This window comes from Burkholderia sp. BCC1047 (assembly GCF_902833155.1).
GTDB classification, from domain to species: Bacteria; Pseudomonadota; Gammaproteobacteria; order Burkholderiales; family Burkholderiaceae; genus Burkholderia; species Burkholderia sola.
Genome location: NZ_CADFEH010000025.1, coordinates 73,098 through 89,544 on the forward strand (window position 1 = coordinate 73,098; position 16,447 = coordinate 89,544).

The 16,447-nt window shown below is 67.3% G+C and carries 18 protein-coding genes; 14 read left to right on the top strand and 4 right to left on the bottom strand.

What is annotated here, in order from left to right:
* Nucleotides 1-8 precede the first annotated feature (8 nt).
* Both HWX55_RS24065 and HWX55_RS24070 read left to right on the top strand, forming a co-directional pair.
* On the top strand, nt 9-200 hold the full coding sequence (locus HWX55_RS24065; RefSeq protein WP_175977553.1) for a hypothetical protein: 192 nt from the start codon (nt 9-11) through the stop codon (nt 198-200).
* A gap of 97 nt (nt 201-297) precedes the next feature.
* Nucleotides 298-885, top strand: coding sequence for a pyridoxamine 5'-phosphate oxidase family protein (locus HWX55_RS24070; RefSeq protein WP_175977554.1), 588 nt, complete (start codon nt 298-300; stop codon nt 883-885).
* 25 nt (nt 886-910) lie between these two features.
* Here HWX55_RS24070 and gcvA read toward each other — a convergent pair whose 3' ends face one another.
* Nucleotides 911-1,801, bottom strand: a complete 891-nt coding sequence (gcvA, locus tag HWX55_RS24075; RefSeq protein WP_175977555.1) for a transcriptional regulator GcvA — start codon at nt 1,799-1,801, stop codon at nt 911-913.
* 134 nt (nt 1,802-1,935) lie between these two features.
* Between gcvA and HWX55_RS24080 the strand changes: the two genes are divergently transcribed.
* The 12 genes from HWX55_RS24080 (at nt 1,936) to HWX55_RS24135 (ending at nt 14,041) form a co-directional block, all read left to right on the top strand.
* Nucleotides 1,936-2,640: an SDR family oxidoreductase gene (locus HWX55_RS24080; protein WP_175977556.1), complete on the top strand. Its 705-nt coding sequence runs from the start codon at nt 1,936-1,938 to the stop codon at nt 2,638-2,640.
* 198 nt (nt 2,641-2,838) lie between these two features.
* The gene (locus tag HWX55_RS24085) at nt 2,839-4,116 is read left to right on the top strand and encodes an epoxide hydrolase family protein (RefSeq protein ID WP_175977557.1); all 1,278 of its coding nucleotides are present in this window, start codon (nt 2,839-2,841) and stop codon (nt 4,114-4,116) included.
* A 291-nt stretch (nt 4,117-4,407) separates the two neighbouring features.
* Nucleotides 4,408-5,451 (top strand): alpha/beta hydrolase, encoded by a 1,044-nt coding sequence (locus tag HWX55_RS24090; RefSeq protein WP_175977558.1) that lies wholly within the window; start codon nt 4,408-4,410, stop codon nt 5,449-5,451.
* Nucleotides 5,451-5,993, top strand: a complete 543-nt coding sequence (locus HWX55_RS24095; RefSeq protein ID WP_175977559.1) for a cytochrome P460 family protein — start codon at nt 5,451-5,453, stop codon at nt 5,991-5,993. Before HWX55_RS24090 ends, HWX55_RS24095 begins: the two co-directional genes overlap by 1 nt.
* Before the next feature lie 258 nt (nt 5,994-6,251).
* Nucleotides 6,252-6,599 carry a DUF4148 domain-containing protein gene (locus HWX55_RS24100; RefSeq protein ID WP_175977560.1) on the top strand — a complete coding sequence of 116 codons (348 nt, stop codon included), beginning with the start codon at nt 6,252-6,254 and terminating at the stop codon, nt 6,597-6,599.
* Between the two features lie 84 nt (nt 6,600-6,683).
* A complete protein-coding gene (locus HWX55_RS24105) occupies nt 6,684-7,475 on the top strand; it encodes an alpha/beta hydrolase (RefSeq protein ID WP_175977595.1) in 792 nt (263 codons plus the stop codon).
* Nucleotides 7,476-7,551: 76 nt separating this feature from the next.
* On the top strand, nt 7,552-8,952 hold the full coding sequence (locus HWX55_RS24110) for an amidase family protein (protein ID WP_175977561.1): 1,401 nt from the start codon (nt 7,552-7,554) through the stop codon (nt 8,950-8,952).
* A gap of 375 nt (nt 8,953-9,327) precedes the next feature.
* Nucleotides 9,328-9,798, top strand: coding sequence for a rhodanese-like domain-containing protein (locus HWX55_RS24115; RefSeq protein ID WP_050017254.1), 471 nt, complete (start codon nt 9,328-9,330; stop codon nt 9,796-9,798).
* A gap of 28 nt (nt 9,799-9,826) precedes the next feature.
* Nucleotides 9,827-10,765 carry a serine O-acetyltransferase EpsC gene (gene epsC / locus HWX55_RS24120; RefSeq protein WP_175977562.1) on the top strand — a complete coding sequence of 313 codons (939 nt, stop codon included), beginning with the start codon at nt 9,827-9,829 and terminating at the stop codon, nt 10,763-10,765.
* A gap of 8 nt (nt 10,766-10,773) precedes the next feature.
* On the top strand, nt 10,774-10,995 hold the full coding sequence (locus HWX55_RS24125) for a helix-turn-helix transcriptional regulator (protein ID WP_050017252.1): 222 nt from the start codon (nt 10,774-10,776) through the stop codon (nt 10,993-10,995).
* 138 nt (nt 10,996-11,133) lie between these two features.
* On the top strand, nt 11,134-12,066 hold the full coding sequence (locus HWX55_RS24130; RefSeq protein ID WP_050017251.1) for a family 2A encapsulin nanocompartment shell protein: 933 nt from the start codon (nt 11,134-11,136) through the stop codon (nt 12,064-12,066).
* A complete protein-coding gene (locus tag HWX55_RS24135; protein ID WP_175977563.1) occupies nt 12,041-14,041 on the top strand; it encodes a family 2A encapsulin nanocompartment cargo protein cysteine desulfurase in 2,001 nt (666 codons plus the stop codon). Before HWX55_RS24130 ends, HWX55_RS24135 begins: the two co-directional genes overlap by 26 nt.
* 80 nt (nt 14,042-14,121) lie before the next feature.
* On the opposite strand, the gene HWX55_RS24140 is transcribed toward HWX55_RS24135, so the two are convergent.
* The 3 genes from HWX55_RS24140 to HWX55_RS24150 all read right to left on the bottom strand — a co-directional run bounded on the left by HWX55_RS24140 (nt 14,122) and on the right by HWX55_RS24150 (nt 15,931).
* The gene (locus HWX55_RS24140) at nt 14,122-15,006 is read right to left on the bottom strand and encodes an acetylglutamate kinase (RefSeq protein WP_175977564.1); all 885 of its coding nucleotides are present in this window, start codon (nt 15,004-15,006) and stop codon (nt 14,122-14,124) included.
* A 48-nt stretch (nt 15,007-15,054) separates the two neighbouring features.
* Complete coding sequence (locus HWX55_RS24145) at nt 15,055-15,576, bottom strand: PTS sugar transporter subunit IIA (RefSeq protein ID WP_175977565.1); 522 nt, start codon at nt 15,574-15,576, stop codon at nt 15,055-15,057.
* A gap of 133 nt (nt 15,577-15,709) precedes the next feature.
* Nucleotides 15,710-15,931, bottom strand: coding sequence for a hypothetical protein (locus tag HWX55_RS24150; RefSeq protein WP_175977566.1), 222 nt, complete (start codon nt 15,929-15,931; stop codon nt 15,710-15,712).
* Nucleotides 15,932-16,447: the final 516 nt, after the last annotated feature.

Here is a 16,447-nt window from a genome sequence, read left to right on the forward strand (position 1 = left end):
ACATCGACATGAATAACACCATCAACGAAACGGCCGCGGTGGGCGCGGCTGCGGGCACCGGCGACAAGCGGCCGGCAAAGCATCGCTCATCGCAGATCAGTGCCGGGCCGCAGTATGTGGCCGACGTGCTCGGCCGCTTCGGCGCGGAGCCGGCGACCGATGCCGGCGATGCGGCGCCGGTCGTGCTCGGCTACAACTGAGCGGCACAACGGCTGCTGCGGCGCATCCGATGCGAGCCGTCGCCGACACAAACGGTTAAGCTTGCGCGATCGCAACACCGACGATCGCCGCCGCCTCATGTCCGACTCGACCTCCGAATCGCTCGCGCAAACCTACGACCGCGTCTGGTCCTGCCTCGAATCCGGCGTGAGCGTACAGCGCTCGCCGTTCACGATGCTGCAGGCGGCCACGCTCGGCCTCGATGGCGCGCCGAAGGTCCGGACGATCGTATTGCGTGAGGTGAGCCGCACCGCGCACGTGCTGTCGTTTCATACCGATGCGCGTTCGGAGAAAGTCGCGGAGTTGCGTCGCGATCCGCGCATCTCGATCGTCGCGAATGATCTCGACGCGCTCGTGCAGATTCGCGCGGAAGGTGTTGCATCGATCTGCGACGACGAAGCGCAACGGCGCGCGATCTGGGCATCGAGCCGCCCGCATACGTTGCTGCTGTATCGCGCGCCGTTGCCGCCCGGCACGCCGATCTCCTCACCGGAAGACGCGCATATCGACAACGCCGCTTCAACCGGCGACGGCTACGAAAACTTGTGCCTGATCCACATGACGATCACGCGCATCGACTGGCTCGAACTCGCGCGCGCCGGCCATCGCCGCGCGGTATTCGACCTGAACGAAAGCGACTACGAAGCCCGCTGGATCGCGCCTTGACGCTGGCCCAGCGCGGTCGCGCTACTCAAGGCCGTCCGTCCGACGCGGCCTGGATCATCCACTCGCGCATCACCGCGATCGCATCGTCGTCGCGGCGCTCGGCCGGATACACGAGATAGAACCCCACCGACAGCGGAAACGCGAAATCGAACGGCTTGCACAGCCGGCCTGCTGCGATATCGCGTTCGACCAAAGGCTCGGTCGCGAGCGCAATCCCCTGGCCGGCGACGGCCGCATCGATCGCGAGCGACGTCTGGTTGAAGCGCAACCCCTTGTGCGGATCGACGTCGACCGGGTCGAGCATCGCCGCGAGGAACTCGGGCCACAGGTCGTGCGCGTCGTGCAGCAGCACCTGACCGGCGAGCGCGCGCGGCGAAGCCGGCGCGCTCAGCACCGACGGGCTGCATACCGCACATACGTCGAGCGGGAACAGCGCATGAGTGGCGAGATGCTTGCCGAACGGCGGCTTGCCGTAGCGGATCGCGAGATCGACGCCGTCGTGGCGGAACGTCGCGATTTGCGGATCGGCGATCACGCGCACGTCGTAGTCGGGATGCGCGTCGGTGAACTGCGCGAGCCGCGGAATCAGCCACTTCGACGCGAACGACGGCGTCGTGCTGATCGTCAGCGCGGCGCGCCGCTTCACGAGCTTGTCGGTCGCATCGGCGATCGCGTGCAGCGCGCGCTGCACGTCGGAGAAATACGCGGCGCCGTCGTGCGTGAGCGCGAGGCCGCGCGGCAGGCGCTCGAACAGCTTCAGGCCGAGCACGTCCTCGAGGTGGCGCACCTGCTGCGCGACGGCGCCCTGCGTGACGCCGATCTCGTCGGCGGCGGCGCGGAAATTGAGGTGCCGCGCGGACACTTCGAACGCGCGAAGCGCATTCAGCGGTGGCAGGCGGGAAGGGCGTGGCGGCATCGTCAGGCTGTAGAAAAACTATCGGCTGGCGGCAGAAATACTGGTTCGACAGTGGGAAGCGATGCGCCTACATTACCACCATGGCGCGCCGAATGGCGGCTGCGCGGCGGCAGAATGGGAACGAGGAGCGGATCGTGACTGTAGAAAAAGTGGCGTTGATCACGGCGGCGGGCAAGGGCATGGGCGCGGCGATCGCGCGCGAACTGGCGGCGACGGGCTATCGCGTCGCGCTGATGTCGCCGTCGGGCAGCGCGGTGGCGCTTGGCGAGGAACTCGGCGGTTTCGGCATCAAGGGCTCGGTGACCGAAGAGGCCGATATCGACCGGCTCGTGCAGGAAACGGTCGAGCGCTACGGCCGGATCGATGCGGTCGTGAACAACACCGGCCATCCGCCGAAGGGCGAGCTGCTGGCGATCACCGACGACAACTGGCACGCGGGGCTCGACCTGATCCTGCTGAACGTGGTGCGCGTGATGCGCCGCGTGACACCGATCTTCCAGAAGCAGGGCGGCGGCGCGGTGGTCAATATCTCGAGCTTCGCGGCGGACGCGCCCGAGCAGCCGATGCCCGTGTCGTCGGCGTTGCGCGCGGCGCTGAGCGCATGGACGCGGCTGTACGCGGAACGCTATGCGGCCGAGAACATCCGGATGAACGCGGTGCTGCCGGGCTTCATCGACAGCTGGCCGGAAACGCCGGAGATCGTCGCGCGCATTCCGGCCGGCCGCTTCGGCAAGACCGGTGAGATCGCGAAGACGGTCGCGTTCCTGCTGTCGGACGGCGCGGGCTACATCACCGGGCAGAACATTCGCGTCGACGGCGCGGTCGTCAACGCGCTCTGAGCGCGACACCGGCGAGCGGCCGCGCAAGCGCCGCTCGCCGCGCAGCAGCTACAAACGCGTACAAATCAGACAAATTCGGGATACATCCGACCTTTCAAATGGGCGACGCCGCGTGACATGGGCACGCCGGATTGAAAGCCTGAGCGCGATCCCCCGCGGCGTGTTCACTTTCCATTTCACGAAAGGAGATGCCGAACGATGTCCTCCACACCGTTTTCCCCGATGCGTCGCCACCTGCTGGCCACTTCCGTGGCCGCCGGGGTCTCGGCGATGCTGCCCACCGCGCTGCATGCGGCCACCGGCGCGAGCGGCATACGCCCGTTCACCGCCCACATCCCCGATGAAGCCGTGGTCGATCTGCGCCGTCGTATCGTCGCGACGCGCTGGCCGGGCCGCGAGACCGTCGCCGACGAATCGCAGGGCGTGCGGCTCGAGCGCATGCAGGCGCTGCTGCGCTACTGGGGCACCGACTACGACTGGCGCAAGGGCGAGGCGCGCCTGAACGGTTTCCCGATGTTCATCACCGAAATCGACGGGCTCGACATTCATTTCATTCACGTGCGGTCGCGGCACGCAAACGCGATGCCGATGATCATGACGCACGGCTGGCCCGGCTCGATTTTCGAGCTGCTGAAGGCGATCGGCCCGCTGACCGACCCGACCGCGCATGGCGCCAGCGCGGACGATGCGTTCCACGTCGTCGTGCCGTCGCTGCCGGGCTTCGGTTTCTCGGGCCGGCCGACGAAGACCGGCTGGGGCTCCGACCACATCGCGCGAGCGTGGGGCGAGTTGATGGCGCGGCTCGGCTATACGCGTTTCGTGTCGCAGGGCGGCGACTGCGGCTCGGTGATCTCGCACCGGATGGCGATGCAGCGCGTGCAGGGCCTGGCCGGGATTCACGTGAACATGCCGGCGACGGTGCCTCCGGATATCGCGACGCTGCTCGAGATCGATGCGCCCGCACCGGCTTCGTTGTCGCCGAAGGAGAAGGCCGCGTACGAGAAGCTCGCGACGTTCTATCGCGACAATTGCGGCTACTCGGCGATGATGGTCACGCGGCCGCAGACGGTCGGCTATGCGCTTGCCGATTCGCCGTCCGGGCAGGCTGCGTGGATGTACGACAAGATCTCGCAGTGGACTTATAGCGGCGGCGTGCCCGAACGCTCGATTCCGCGCGACGAGATCCTCGATGACATCTCGCTGTACTGGCTGACGAACACCGCGACGTCGTCCGCGCAGATCTACTGGGAGGATCACTCGAACAACTTCAACGCGGTGGATATCTCGCTGCCGGCCGCGATCACGGTGTTTCCCGGCGAGATCTACCAGGCGCCGCGCAGCTGGGCCGAGCGCAGTTACCACAACCTGATCTACTTCAACGAAGTCGACAAGGGCGGGCACTTCGCGGCATGGGAAGAGCCGGAATTGTTTGCGCGCGAAGTGCGTGCGGGGTTCCGGCCGTTGCGGCGCGCGTAAGCGGCGTAGTAAGCGCGGTGAACACGGGCCGGCCTGTTGCGCGGCCCGTGTTCGTTTCTGCCGCGCGGCCGCGCCGAAACGTCGTTTTTCTCGCGATTTTTGAATCGCTGTGTGTCGTGTTCGCACACGGATACGTTGAGATACAAAGCCTCCGGACGGTTCGGATATAAAACCGGTGAAGCAATGCACACGGCGGCGCGGCGCCATCCGCTGCCGCCGCGAACGACGACACCCGATTGCCCGCACGTGCCGCGGGCCTCTTTCTTAGCGATCGACAATGGAGAACGAGTCATGACCGATACCGTGAACACCCGCCGCCGCCTGCTACTGGGCACCACGCTGGCAAGCCTGAGCCTGGCCGACCTCGGCTTCAGCGCGCTCGCGCATGCGCAGTCGGCGCCCGATGCATCGGCAGCGAAGCGCCCGGCCGGCGTCGCGTCGCTGGGCACGATCCACCAGATCGATGCGGGCGTGCTCAACGTCGGTTATGCGGATCTCGGGCCGAAGCAAGGCCCGGTCGTATTCCTGCTGCATGGCTGGCCGTACGACATCTACAGCTACGCGGACGTCGCGCCGCTGCTCGTCGCGGCCGGCTATCGCGTGATCGTGCCGTACCTGCGCGGCTACGGCTCGACGACGTTCCGCTCGGCCGACACGGTGCGCAACGGCCAGCAGGCGGTGACGGCCGTCGACATCGTCGCGCTGATGGATGCGCTGAAGATCGACCACGCGATATTCGGCGGCTACGATTGGGGCGCGCGCACGGCCGACGTCATCGCGGCGCTGTGGCCGCAGCGCGTGAAGGCGCTGGTGTCGGTGAGCGGCTACCTGATCGGCAGCCAGGCGGCGAACGCCAAGCCGCTGCCGCCGCAGGCCGAACTTCAATGGTGGTATCAGTTCTACTTCGCGACCGAGCGCGGCGAACTCGGCTACGCGCAGAACCGCGATGCGTTCAACAAGCTGATCTGGCAACTCGCGTCGCCGAAGTGGCAGTTCTCCGACGAGACCTATGCGCGTTCGGCCGAATCGTTCCGGAATCCCGATCACGTAGCCGTCGTGATCCACAACTATCGCTGGCGTCTCGGGCTCGCGCAGGGCGAAGCGAAATACGACGACATCGAGCGGCGTCTCGCGGCCGGGCCTTCGATCGCCGTGCCGACGATCACGATGGAAGGCGACGCGAACGGCGCGCCGCATCCGGCCCCGGCCGCGTACGCGAAGAAGTTCACCGGCAAGTACCAGCACCGGACCATCACCGGCGGCATCGGCCACAACCTGCCGCAGGAAGCGCCGCAGGCCTTCGCCGATGCGATCCTGCAAGTGGAGCATCTGTGATGCGGGCCCGCGTGGGGGGATGGCGGCGCGGCGCGCGCCGCGTGTTCGTCGCGGGCGTGCTGCTGGCCGGCGCGTGGTCGGCGAGCGGCCCGGCCGCGTTCGCGGAACAGTCGAAGCCGGCCGCGGCCGCATCGCCGATCTACGGCGTGACGATTCCGCCCGGCTACCGGAAGTGGGAAATGGTCGCGCCGGCCGAAGAGGCCGCACCGCTCGACGAGTTGCGCGTGGTGCTCGGCAATCCGGTTGCGATGCGTGCGCTCGAGAAGGCGACGCTGCCGTTCCCGGACGGCACGATCCTCGTGAAGCTCGCGTACAAGCGCAAGCAGTCCGACGAGTTCGCGCCCGCGACGGTGCCCGGCCAGGCGACGACCGTGCAGGTGATGGTGAAGGACTCGCGCCGCTATGCGGCGACGGGCGGCTGGGGGTTCGGGCGCTTCATCAACGGCGTGCCGGCCGATATCGGCCAGCATCAGACGTGCTTTGCGTGCCATCAGGCGCGGGTCAAGAACCACGATTACGTGTTCACGCGGCTCGCGCCGTGACGTGACGCGCGAGCGTGAAGCGGATGAAAGGCGTGCCCGGCGAGGCGCGCCTTTTTTCGTGGTGCGTTGCGTAGCCGGTGTGTATCGCACTGTATCTGTGGCCGTTCCTGAAAAACTGGCATGCAGAAAGCCCGGTTCCGGAAACATGCCGGATACGTGCGCGGGTTCTACTGTCGACATGCAGCAAACGTTCGGTGCCAGGCGTTCGCACCGGATGCCCAGTGCTCGACACCTCAACTTCGTTCAAGGAGAACCTTCATGAAAGCCGCTCGAATCCTCGCCGTTGCCGTCCTCGCCGTCGCCCCCGCGCTGTCGTTCGCCGATACCGGCCACAGCCTCACGCGTGCTGAAGTGCGCGCCGACCTCATCCGTCTCGAGAAGGCCGGCTACAACCCGGCCGGCAGCGAAGCGCACTACCCGGACGACATCGCCGCCGCGGAGAACGCCGTCGCGGCTGCCGAGCAGGTCGCGCGTTCCGACCAGAACGGCCCGTCGAAGTCGCAAGGCGACAACGTGGCCGATGCGTCGACGCCGGCCGGCCATCGCGATGCCGCGCCGTCGCGCGCCGCGCGCTACACCGCCGACGACCTGTACGCGCATTCGTGATCGGGCGCCGCGCTTGCCGCATGCACGCGCGGCCGCTCAGGCAGCACCTCATTTCAACGACACGATAAGGAAGGGAGCATGACGATGGCCGGTTTGATGAAACGCGTTCTGGTATCCGCCGCGATGATCGGCGGACTGTTCGGTGCGGTCGCGGCGCAGGCCGCGCCGAAGGAAGACCTGAAGGGCACCAACGTCGTGCTCGTGCACGGCGCATTCGCCGACGGGTCGAGCTGGAACCGCGTGATTCCGCTGCTCGAGGCGCGCGGGCTGCACGTGGTGTCGGTGCAGAATCCGCTGAGCTCGCTGGCCGACGACGCGGCCGCGACGAAGCGTACGATCGACGAACAGAAGGGGCCGGTCGTGCTGGTCGGCCATTCGTGGGCGGGCGTCGTGATCAGCGACGCGGGCAACGACGACAAGGTGAAGTCGCTCGTGTACGTCGCGGCGTTCGCGCCGGACAACGGCCAGTCGATCGCCGACGTCACGCAGGGGCTGCCGCCGCCGGCATGGGCTGGCGAACTGCGCAAGGACGCCGGCGGTTTCGCGCGGCTGTCGGACAAGGCGATCGCACAGGATTTCGCGCCGGATCTGCCGCCCGCGCAGCAGCGCATCGTTGCCGCGACCCAGGGGCCGTGGTATAGCGGGTGCATCTCGGAGAAGGTCACGCAAGCCGCATGGCATGCGAAGCCGTCGACGTTCGTCGTCGCGACGCACGACCGGATGATCGATCCGACGCTGCAGGAAGCGATGGCGAAGCGGATCGGCGCGACGGTCGCGCGCGTGAACGCGAGCCACGTCGCGATGCTGAGTCAGCCGAAGGCCGTGGCCGACGCGATCATCGCCGCCGCCGAGCGCGCGAAGCAGGATACGCAGTGAGCGAATGCGGCGCCGCGCTTTCGCGAGGAAGCGCGGCGCCGCGCGTGATTGTGATGTCTTTTCAGCAGGAGAAGTCATGACCGAACTCTGGCAACTGCCGGCGACCGAACTCGCGAAACGCGTGCGGCAGCGTGACGTGTCCGCGCGCGAAGTGGCGGACGCCGTGCTCGATCGTCTCGATGCGGTGAATCCGGCGATCAACGCGGTGGTCGAACACCGCCCCGACGACGTGCGGCGGCAGGCCGACGAAGTCGATCGCGCAATCGCGCGCGGCGACGATCCGGGGCCGCTCGCGGGCGTACCCGTGACCGTGAAGATCAACGTCGATCAGGCCGGCTTCGCGACGACCAACGGCACGCGCCTTCAGGAAAACCTGATCGCGCCCGCCGACAGCCCGGTGGTCGCCAACATCCGCAAGGCCGGCGGAGTGCTGCTCGGCCGCACCAATTCGCCGACGTTCGCACTGCGCTGGTTCACGTCGAATCGCGTGCATGGTCATACGCGTAATCCGCGCAATGCGTCGCTGACGCCGGGCGGATCGAGCGGCGGCGCGGCGGCGGCCGTGGCAGCCGGGATCGGGCCGCTCGCGGTCGGCACCGACATCGGCGGCTCGGTGCGCTACCCGGCCTATGCGTGCGGTGTGCACGGGATCCGGCCGTCGCTCGGTCGCGTGCCGGCATTCAATGCGTCGTCGCCCGAGCGCGCGATTGGCGCGCAACTGATGTCGGCGGCCGGGCCGATCGCGCGCACGATCGACGATCTCTCGCTCGCGCTGCGGGCGTTCTCCGCACCGGACCCGCGCGATCCGTGGCACGTCGCGGTGCCGTTCGACGGGCGCGAGGTGCCGAGGCGCGCGGCGCTGTGCGTGCGTCCGCGCGGCCTGGAGGTCGTGCCCGAGGTCGAGACCGCGTTGCGCGATGCCGCGCGCCGGCTCGTCGATGCCGGCTGGACCGTCGACGAGATCGACGATACGCCGCCGATGCGCGAGGCCGCGCTGCTGCAGGAACAGCTGTGGCTCGGCGATGGCTTCGACGCGCTGGCGAACTCGGTCGAGCAGGATGGCGACCCGGGCGCGGCTGCGGTGATCGCCGCCGTGCGCGGCAAGGTGCGCGATCTGCCGGCCGACGTGATCAGCCGCGCGCTGGTTCGACGCACGACGTTGACGCGCGAGTGGCGGCTGTTTTTCGATGAATATCCGGTGTTGCTGCTGCCGGTTTCGTCGGAACTGCCGTTCCCCGACGATCTCGACCGGCAAGGGCCGGACGGGTTCGAGCGCGTATGGGAAGCGCAGCTCACGTTGCGCGCGCTGCCCGCGATGGGGCTGCCGGGGCTGGCCGTCACGACGTCGGTCGTGAACGGCGTGCCGGTGGGCGTGCAGGTGGTGGCCACGCATCATCGCGAGGATCTGTGTCTGCTCGCGGGGCGCGATATCGAGGCGCGCGGTGCGCCGGTTACGGTGGTCGACCCGGTGGTGTGATGTACTGAAGAACACATGCATCGGCGAGGCGCGGTGGCTTCGTCGGTGCATCGCGTGATCCGTTCCATTTCGGACTCCATGACGACGCGCCGCATGCCGCGCCGATCGTCTCTCTCGCTTCCTTTCAAATCCCTTCGATGCACGACATCGAACGGCCCCCGTCCTCCATTTCCATCCCGCCAGCGACCGCGCATCGATAGCGCGCGTCTGCTATTGCATTCCCCGCGGCGCTGATTAGGAAATGAATTTTTATTGGTTCTGCTTCCCCGACCGCACTCGCATAGTGGCGCTGACGGCTATAGACAGCACGCAAGCTGCAACAGCCGCATTCCCGGTGTCTTTGTTCATACGAATCTGAGAATACAAGGAAGTGTCATGACGGTTGAACTGGAAGAACGAACGGCCGCGCAGCAGGCGCTGGAAGACGCGCGCACAACGGCCGTGGCGGCCGGCACGCCCTACGCGGGCGGCGTTGCGCCGGAAGCCGCGTGGGCGTTGTTCACGGCGGGCGACGCCGTGCTGGTCGACGTGCGCACGGCCGAGGAACGGAAATTCGTCGGTTACGTGCCGGAGTCGCTGCACGTGCCGTGGGCGACCGGTACGAGCCTGACGCGCAACCCGCGCTTCGTGCGCGAACTGGAAGCGAAGACCGGCAAGGATGCGGTCGTGCTGCTGCTGTGCCGCAGCGGCAACCGCTCGGCGCAGGCGGCCGAGGCTGCCACGAAGGGTGGTTTCACGCAGGTGTTCAATGTGCTCGAAGGCTTCGAGGGCGACCTCGACGAGCGGCAGCATCGCGGCGGCCACAACGGCTGGCGCTTTCGCGGCCTGCCGTGGGCGCAGGATTGATTCACGGCCGTTACGGGGAGAAAGCAGCATGGCCGCATTCGATATCGACGACATCGTTCAATCGCTGCAGACGGTGCGCCGCGCATGGCGCGAAAAACAGCGGCGCTCGCTCGAACCGGGCGGGCGCGATTTGCCGGCGCGCGAGGCGCTCGCGCAGATCGTCGGCGCGCTGAAGGGTGTGCTGTTCCCGATGCGGCTCGGGCCACCCGACCTGCGGCAGGAAAGCGAGAACTTCCACGTGGCTCACGCGCTCGACGCGGCGCTGAACGCGCTGCTCACGCAGGTGACGCTCGAATTGCGTTACGCGGCGCGCCAGCCTAACGCCGACGGGCCGGTAGACAACCTCGGCGAAGTCGCGTCGAAGGCCGTGCAGGCGTTCGCCGCACGCTTGCCGGAGATTCGCCGCCTGCTCGACAGCGACGTGCTCGCGGCCTTCCACGGCGATCCGGCGGCGGGCAGCGTCGACGAGGTGCTGCTGTGCTATCCGGGCATCCTCGCGATGATCCACCACCGGCTCGCGCACGAACTGTACGGGCTCGGCCTGCCGCTGCTCGCGCGGATCATCGCCGAGCAAGCGCATGCGGAAACCGGCATCGACATCCATCCGGGCGCGCGCATCGGCGCGGGGTTCTTCATCGACCACGGCACGGGCGTCGTGATCGGCGAGACGGCGATCATCGGCGAGCGCGTGCGCGTGTATCAGGCCGTCACGCTGGGCGCGAAGCGCTTCCCGCGCGATGCGGACGGCCATCTGGAGAAAGGGCTCGCGCGCCATCCGATCGTCGAGGACGACGTGGTGATCTATGCGGGCGCAACGATTCTCGGCCGCGTGACGATCGGGCGCGGCGCGGTGATCGGCGGCAACGTGTGGCTCACGCAGGACGTGCCGGCCGGCGAAAACGTCACGCAGGCCGTGCTGCGCAGCGAAGCGAACGCCGCGCCGCGCACCGCGGCGCGCGTCGCCTAGGAGGCGCGATGAGCGACCTCATCCATCACTTCGGCGCCACCGTGCGCAAGCTGCGCGAAGCGCGCACGTGGTCGCAGGAGCAACTGGCCGAGCACGCGGGGCTGAACCGCTCGTATGTCGGCGAGATCGAGCGCGGCGAGGCGATCGCGTCGATCGTCACGGCCGACAAGATCGCGCGCGCATTCGACGTGTCGATCTCGACGCTACTGCCGAGCGCGTACGTCACCTGAGGCCGCCCCCCATCGTTTTCCCCTTTCGGGTGCACGACCTGACGGCTATAGCATGTTGAGCCGGCAGGGGCGTGCTTCCGATAATCACCCAGTGTCATAAGCAATCCCGTTTTTCATCTTAAGAACCCGGAGCCACACATGTCGACCGTTGCAAGCGGCACGGCCGCGCTGAGCGATCACGCCGCCCGCCAACTAGCGAACGCTACCAAGACCGTCCCGCAGCTTTCCACGATCACGCCGCGCTGGCTGACCCATCTGCTGCAATGGGTGCCGGTCGAGGCCGGCATCTACCGCCTGAACCAGGTGAAGAACCCGGAAGCGGTGCGCGCCGCGTGCACGCAGCTCGAGGACGAAAGCGTGCTGCCGCAGACCTTCGTGCCGTACGAGGAACAGCCGCGCGAATACTTCCTGAACGCGGTGAGCACGGTGCTCGACGTGCATACGCGGATCTCCGATCTTTACAGCAGTCCTCATGATCAGATCAAGGAACAGCTGCGCCTGACGATCGAGACGATCAAGGAACTGCAGGAAAGCCAGCTGATCAACAATCCCGATTACGGGCTGCTCGCGAACGTGACCGACGAACAGCGGATCTTCCCGCTGACGGGCGCGCCGACGCCGGACGATCTCGACGAGCTGCTGACGAAGGTGTGGAAGGAGCCGGCATTCTTCCTCACGCACCCGCTCGCGATCGCCGCGTTCGGCCGTGAATGCACGCGGCGCGGCGTGCCGCCGCCGACGGTCAGCCTGTTCGGCTCGCAGTTCCTCACGTGGCGCGGCATTCCGCTGATTCCGTCGGACAAGGTGCCGGTCGCGGACGGCAAGACCAAGATCCTGCTGCTGCGCGTCGGCGACAAGCGCCAAGGCGTCGTCGGCCTGTATCAGCCGGGCGTCGCGGGCGAGCAGGGGCCGGGCCTGTCGGTGCGCTTCATGGGGATCAACAACCAGGCAATCGCGTCGTACCTGATCTCGCTGTATTGCTCGCTCGCGATCCATTCTCCGGATGCGCTGGCTGTCCTCGATGACGTCGAAATCGCCAAGTTCCATGACTATCCCGACACCTACCGTTAATCCGGGCCTGGCCGGCGGCGACGCGCACGCGTTGCCGCATGCGCCGCTGCCGGCCGGCTTGCCCGACCCGGCGACGCTCGCGCGGCTCGCGTCCGAGTTCTTCGCGACGCCGCCCGGGCAGGCCACCGCGCCCGGGCTGTCGGCAGGCAGCGGTGCGGTCGGCGGCGTGCCGTCGGCGTTGCCGGCCGCGGCGCCGATTCTCGCGTCGGTGAGCAACCCGGTGCCGGGCGGCTCGCCGCTCGCGGGCCCGGGCGGCGCGGGCACCGGCGTGCCGGGTCTTGCGTTGCCGCAAGGCAAGGTACCGGGTGCGAACCTCGCGCCGTCCGCGCCGACGCACGTGCTGTCGCTCGGCAACCGCGCACCCGCGCTCGCGCCGCATGCGGCCGCGCAGAACGGGCTGCCCGACAACGCGGTATCGATCGCGCCCGCGCTCGAACCGCGTGTCGGCGGCGCGGCGCTCGGCGTGCCGCAGGTGAATACGCCGGCACCGGAAAGCGCGGCGAAGACGTCGCCGTACTACTTCACCGACGGTTCGCTGCAAGGCTGGCAGGCGACGCCGCAGGACATCGTCGTGCCGTCGAACGGGCTGGCGTCGCCGGAAGCGTTCGGGTTGCCGGGCGACGACGCGCTGCGCGAACTGCTCGCCGTGCATCGCGACGTGCCGGTGTCGCGTGCATCGGGCGCGGATGTGCCGCGGTATTTCATCGACGACGCGCACGCAGCCGAGCCGCAAAGCCCGCTGTATCGCGGCGCGCATCCGCCGTTCGACGTGAACGCGATCCGCCGCGATTTCCCGATCCTTCAGGAGCGCGTGAACGGCAAGCAGCTCGTCTGGTTCGACAACGCGGCGACGACGCACAAGCCGCAGGCCGTGATCGATCGCCTCGCATACTTCTACGCACACGAGAACTCGAACATCCACCGCGCGGCGCATGCACTGGCCGGCCGCGCGACGGATGCGTACGAGCATGCGCGGGAAACGGTGCAGCGCTTCATCGGCGCATCGTCGCCCGACGAAATCGTGTTCGTGCGCGGCACGACCGAAGCGATCAACCTGATCGCGAAGACGTGGGGCGTGCAGAACGTCGGCGAAGGCGACGAGATCGTCGTGTCGCATCTCGAGCATCACGCAAACATCGTGCCGTGGCAGCAGCTTGCCGCGCTCAAGGGCGCGAAGCTGCGCGTGATTCCGGTCGACGATTCGGGGCAGGTGCTGCTCGACGAATACCGGAAGCTGCTCAACGATCGCACGAAGATCGTGTCCGTCACGCAGGTGTCGAACGCGCTCGGTACGGTCGTGCCGGTGAAGGAGATCGTCGAGCTCGCGCATCGCGCGGGCGCGAAGGCGCTCGTCGACGGTGCGCAGTCGATCTCGCACATGCGTGTGGACGTGCAGGCGCTCGATGCGGATTTCTTCGTGTTCTCCGGACACAAGATCTACGGGCCGACCGGGATCGGCGTCGTGTACGGCAAGCGCGCGATCCTCGACGACATGCCGCCGTGGCAGGGGGGCGGCAACATGATCGCGGACGTGACGTTCGAGCGCACGGTGTTCCAGCCGCCGCCGAACCGCTTCGAAGCCGGCACCGGCAACATCGCGGACGCGGTGGGGCTCGGCGCGGCGCTCGACTACGTGAACCGCGTCGGCATCGAGAACATCGCGCGCTACGAGCACGATCTGCTTGCGTATGCAACGAGCGTGCTCGCGCCGGTGCCGGGCGTGCGGCTCGTCGGTACCGCGCGCGACAAGGCGAGCGTGCTGTCGTTCGTGCTGAAGGGCTATGAAACCGAGGAAGTCGGGCAGGCGCTGAACGAAGAGGGCATCGCGGTGCGCTCGGGGCATCACTGCGCGCAACCGATCCTGCGGCGCTTCGGGCTCGAAGCCACGGTGCGGCCGTCGCTCGCGTTCTACAACACGTGCGATGAAGTCGATGCGCTGGTGAGCGTCGTCAGGAGACTGGCGGCGCGGCGTTGACGTTTTCGTTGCGCTGACGTCGATGTTGCCCGCTTGCGGCGGCCTTTGCGGGCCGCCGCAAGCGCTTTTATGCTACCCGGTTAGAAACGCACGACCGGCTTCTGCTCGACGCTGAAGCCTTCACGCAGCACACTGGCCGAATCCGCGAAATAACGGCGGATTTCCGACAGCAGATCGGTGTTGCCGCGCCGGCAGAACACCACGCCCGATCCTTCTTCCGTCAACAATTCGTCGATCAGCGATTCGGGTTGCCCGATATCGGCGAGGTGGACGTTCTGCACGCCGTGCGCGAGCGCATCGAGCGCGTCGCGTACGCACGGCGCCGCGTCGGCGGCCGGATGCTCGGCGAGCCATTGCTCGAGTTCCGCGATGCCGTACAGACCGGCAAGCTCGCCGAGTTCGCGCAGCCATGCACTGTCGACCATCATCACCAGCGTGACGGCGCCCGTACGTTGCGCGAACAGGCTGCCGAGCCGTTCCGGGCGCAGCAGCCGATCGTGGCCCGCGTCGTCCGGTGCGACGGGCATCACGACGGGCACCAGTCCATTGTCGAGAAACGCGTTCAACGCAGCGCTGTCGAATCGTGCGATCGCGCTTGTGCTCGCGTGGTCGGGTTCGGCGCCGGCAACCAGCAAGCCGCCGTCGTGACCGTCGACACCGATCGCCCGGGCGCCGTGGCTACCGATCAGGCGCACCAGTTCATGATTGACGCCGGTCATGGACGCATGCACGGCGTGGACCGATTGCGTGCCGGACGCGGTCGGGATGCTCTGGATCACGATCGGACGGATGCTGGTGAGCGCAAGCAGCGCGACATCCTGTGCGAAGGCGGAGCGCGCGTGGGCGTCGCTCGTGGCACCGCCGTCGACGATGACGACGGTCTGTCCGTGCAGCGCTTGCATGAAAGGCAGCGCGCGGGTCAGGCCGGCCACGCGTCGGGTGGGAGTATCAGGGTCTGGGAACATGGGAATCCGAAATGATGGAGGGAATGCCTGCCGTTGCACGATGTCGGGTCAAACAGTGCGTTGCATGAGCCGGTGAATCTCTTCGGGCGTTTGCGCATCGCGCGACGCCTGCCGGATCGCGCGTTCGCTGAACCATCGCGCGGCATCGGCGAGCAGTTCGAGGTGCACGCGGTCCTCCGCGTGCGGCAGCACCAGCACGATGAATTCATGCACGGGCTTGCGGTCCGGCGCGTTGAACGCGAACGGGTACCGCGCGCGAACGAACAGCGCGACGACCGAGCCGAGCCCGTCTACGCGCGCATGCGGAATCGCGACGCCTTGCCCCAGGCCGGTCGAGCCGAGTTGCTCGCGCTTGATCAGTTCGGCGCGGATCCGGTCGGCGGATACGCCGCTGCCGCGCGCGACATGGTGCGCGACTAGGTCGAACAACTGGCTCGCGCTTTCCACGGGTACATCGAGCAGGATGTTGTCCGGCGGACAGGCGTCGGCGAGCCGGGTCGCGGACGGCGTGCTGCCGCGTCGATGAGGGAGGGGGGATTGGCCGCCGACGGCGGCCTGCTGCGTTTGCATGCGGATTGCTCCGTGTCGGGATGACAGGGAAATCCTAGACAACCGCGCGTAAAGACGGTGTCAGATACGCGGTGGGCGGGCATTAAAATTTCGTATCGAACGGCGATGGAGCCGCGCCCCGATGCGGATGGCCTCAAGTTCCCGACAGCACGAACGGCAGCGTCGTCAGCACAAACACCGAAATGCCGACGACGGGCGCACCGAACGCGATTGCCGCGAACGCGACCGCTGCGCTCGCCAGTACGAGCGTTCTCGACACCCGGCGATGGCGGCCGTGCGCCGTCGCTCGCGCTTCGTGGAGGGTTTCGGTCCGCCGGCCGATCACGTGTTTCCAGAACATCAAACCCAGCATCATTTCACGGCTCCTGTATGAAAGACGATCGAGACGGGGCGCGCGATGCTGCGGAAGCGGAAGGCCCCGTGAATGAAATCAGTGATGCAAAACAACCGGCTAGAATCGGCGGATCGATGGCGCGTCGTTACGCGGCCTGTGTCGATGCACGTGCTCGAACGCATACATTGCGATGGTGACGACCACATCGACATCGCGTTCAAGCGTGCACGGAAAGGACTACGGCGCGCATCGTCCGCCTGTCGGCAGGACGGTGGCTCGGGAAGGAGACGCAGGCGTCCGGCCTGTCAGGCAGAAAAGCAACTCGGAGGACGAGGACTTCGGATGCGCATGGCGCGTGCTCGGCGGTGGATGGCGGACCCATTCTAGTGAACGGATGCGCGGGCGCAAGTAAAAAGGTCGTAAAGGCGTGTGAGTCGCGCGTTACGTGCACTGCGAAAGATGCGCGCTGGTGTGGCAGGGTGCGCATCAGAACGTTTGGTTTGCGCCAACGGCTCCGCAGACGGTCGATCCTAAAGA

Bases quoted from the DNA above. Each gene is read 5' to 3' on its own strand.
- HWX55_RS24065 (WP_175977553.1), top strand. From the start codon at position 9: ATGAATAACACCATCAACGAAACGGCCGCGGTGGGCGCGGCTGCGGGC.
- HWX55_RS24070 (WP_175977554.1), top strand. From the start codon at position 298: ATGTCCGACTCGACCTCCGAATCGCTCGCGCAAACCTACGACCGCGTC.
- gcvA (WP_175977555.1), bottom strand. From the start codon at position 1,801: ATGCCGCCACGCCCTTCCCGCCTGCCACCGCTGAATGCGCTTCGCGCG.
- HWX55_RS24085 (WP_175977557.1), top strand. From the start codon at position 2,839: ATGTCCTCCACACCGTTTTCCCCGATGCGTCGCCACCTGCTGGCCACT.
- HWX55_RS24090 (WP_175977558.1), top strand. From the start codon at position 4,408: ATGACCGATACCGTGAACACCCGCCGCCGCCTGCTACTGGGCACCACG.
- HWX55_RS24095 (WP_175977559.1), top strand. From the start codon at position 5,451: ATGCGGGCCCGCGTGGGGGGATGGCGGCGCGGCGCGCGCCGCGTGTTC.
- HWX55_RS24100 (WP_175977560.1), top strand. From the start codon at position 6,252: ATGAAAGCCGCTCGAATCCTCGCCGTTGCCGTCCTCGCCGTCGCCCCC.
- HWX55_RS24105 (WP_175977595.1), top strand. From the start codon at position 6,684: ATGGCCGGTTTGATGAAACGCGTTCTGGTATCCGCCGCGATGATCGGC.
- HWX55_RS24110 (WP_175977561.1), top strand. From the start codon at position 7,552: ATGACCGAACTCTGGCAACTGCCGGCGACCGAACTCGCGAAACGCGTG.
- HWX55_RS24115 (WP_050017254.1), top strand. From the start codon at position 9,328: ATGACGGTTGAACTGGAAGAACGAACGGCCGCGCAGCAGGCGCTGGAA.
- epsC (WP_175977562.1), top strand. From the start codon at position 9,827: ATGGCCGCATTCGATATCGACGACATCGTTCAATCGCTGCAGACGGTG.
- HWX55_RS24125 (WP_050017252.1), top strand. From the start codon at position 10,774: ATGAGCGACCTCATCCATCACTTCGGCGCCACCGTGCGCAAGCTGCGC.
- HWX55_RS24130 (WP_050017251.1), top strand. From the start codon at position 11,134: ATGTCGACCGTTGCAAGCGGCACGGCCGCGCTGAGCGATCACGCCGCC.
- HWX55_RS24135 (WP_175977563.1), top strand. From the start codon at position 12,041: ATGACTATCCCGACACCTACCGTTAATCCGGGCCTGGCCGGCGGCGAC.
- HWX55_RS24140 (WP_175977564.1), bottom strand. From the start codon at position 15,006: ATGTTCCCAGACCCTGATACTCCCACCCGACGCGTGGCCGGCCTGACC.
- HWX55_RS24145 (WP_175977565.1), bottom strand. From the start codon at position 15,576: ATGCAAACGCAGCAGGCCGCCGTCGGCGGCCAATCCCCCCTCCCTCAT.
- HWX55_RS24150 (WP_175977566.1), bottom strand. From the start codon at position 15,931: ATGATGCTGGGTTTGATGTTCTGGAAACACGTGATCGGCCGGCGGACC.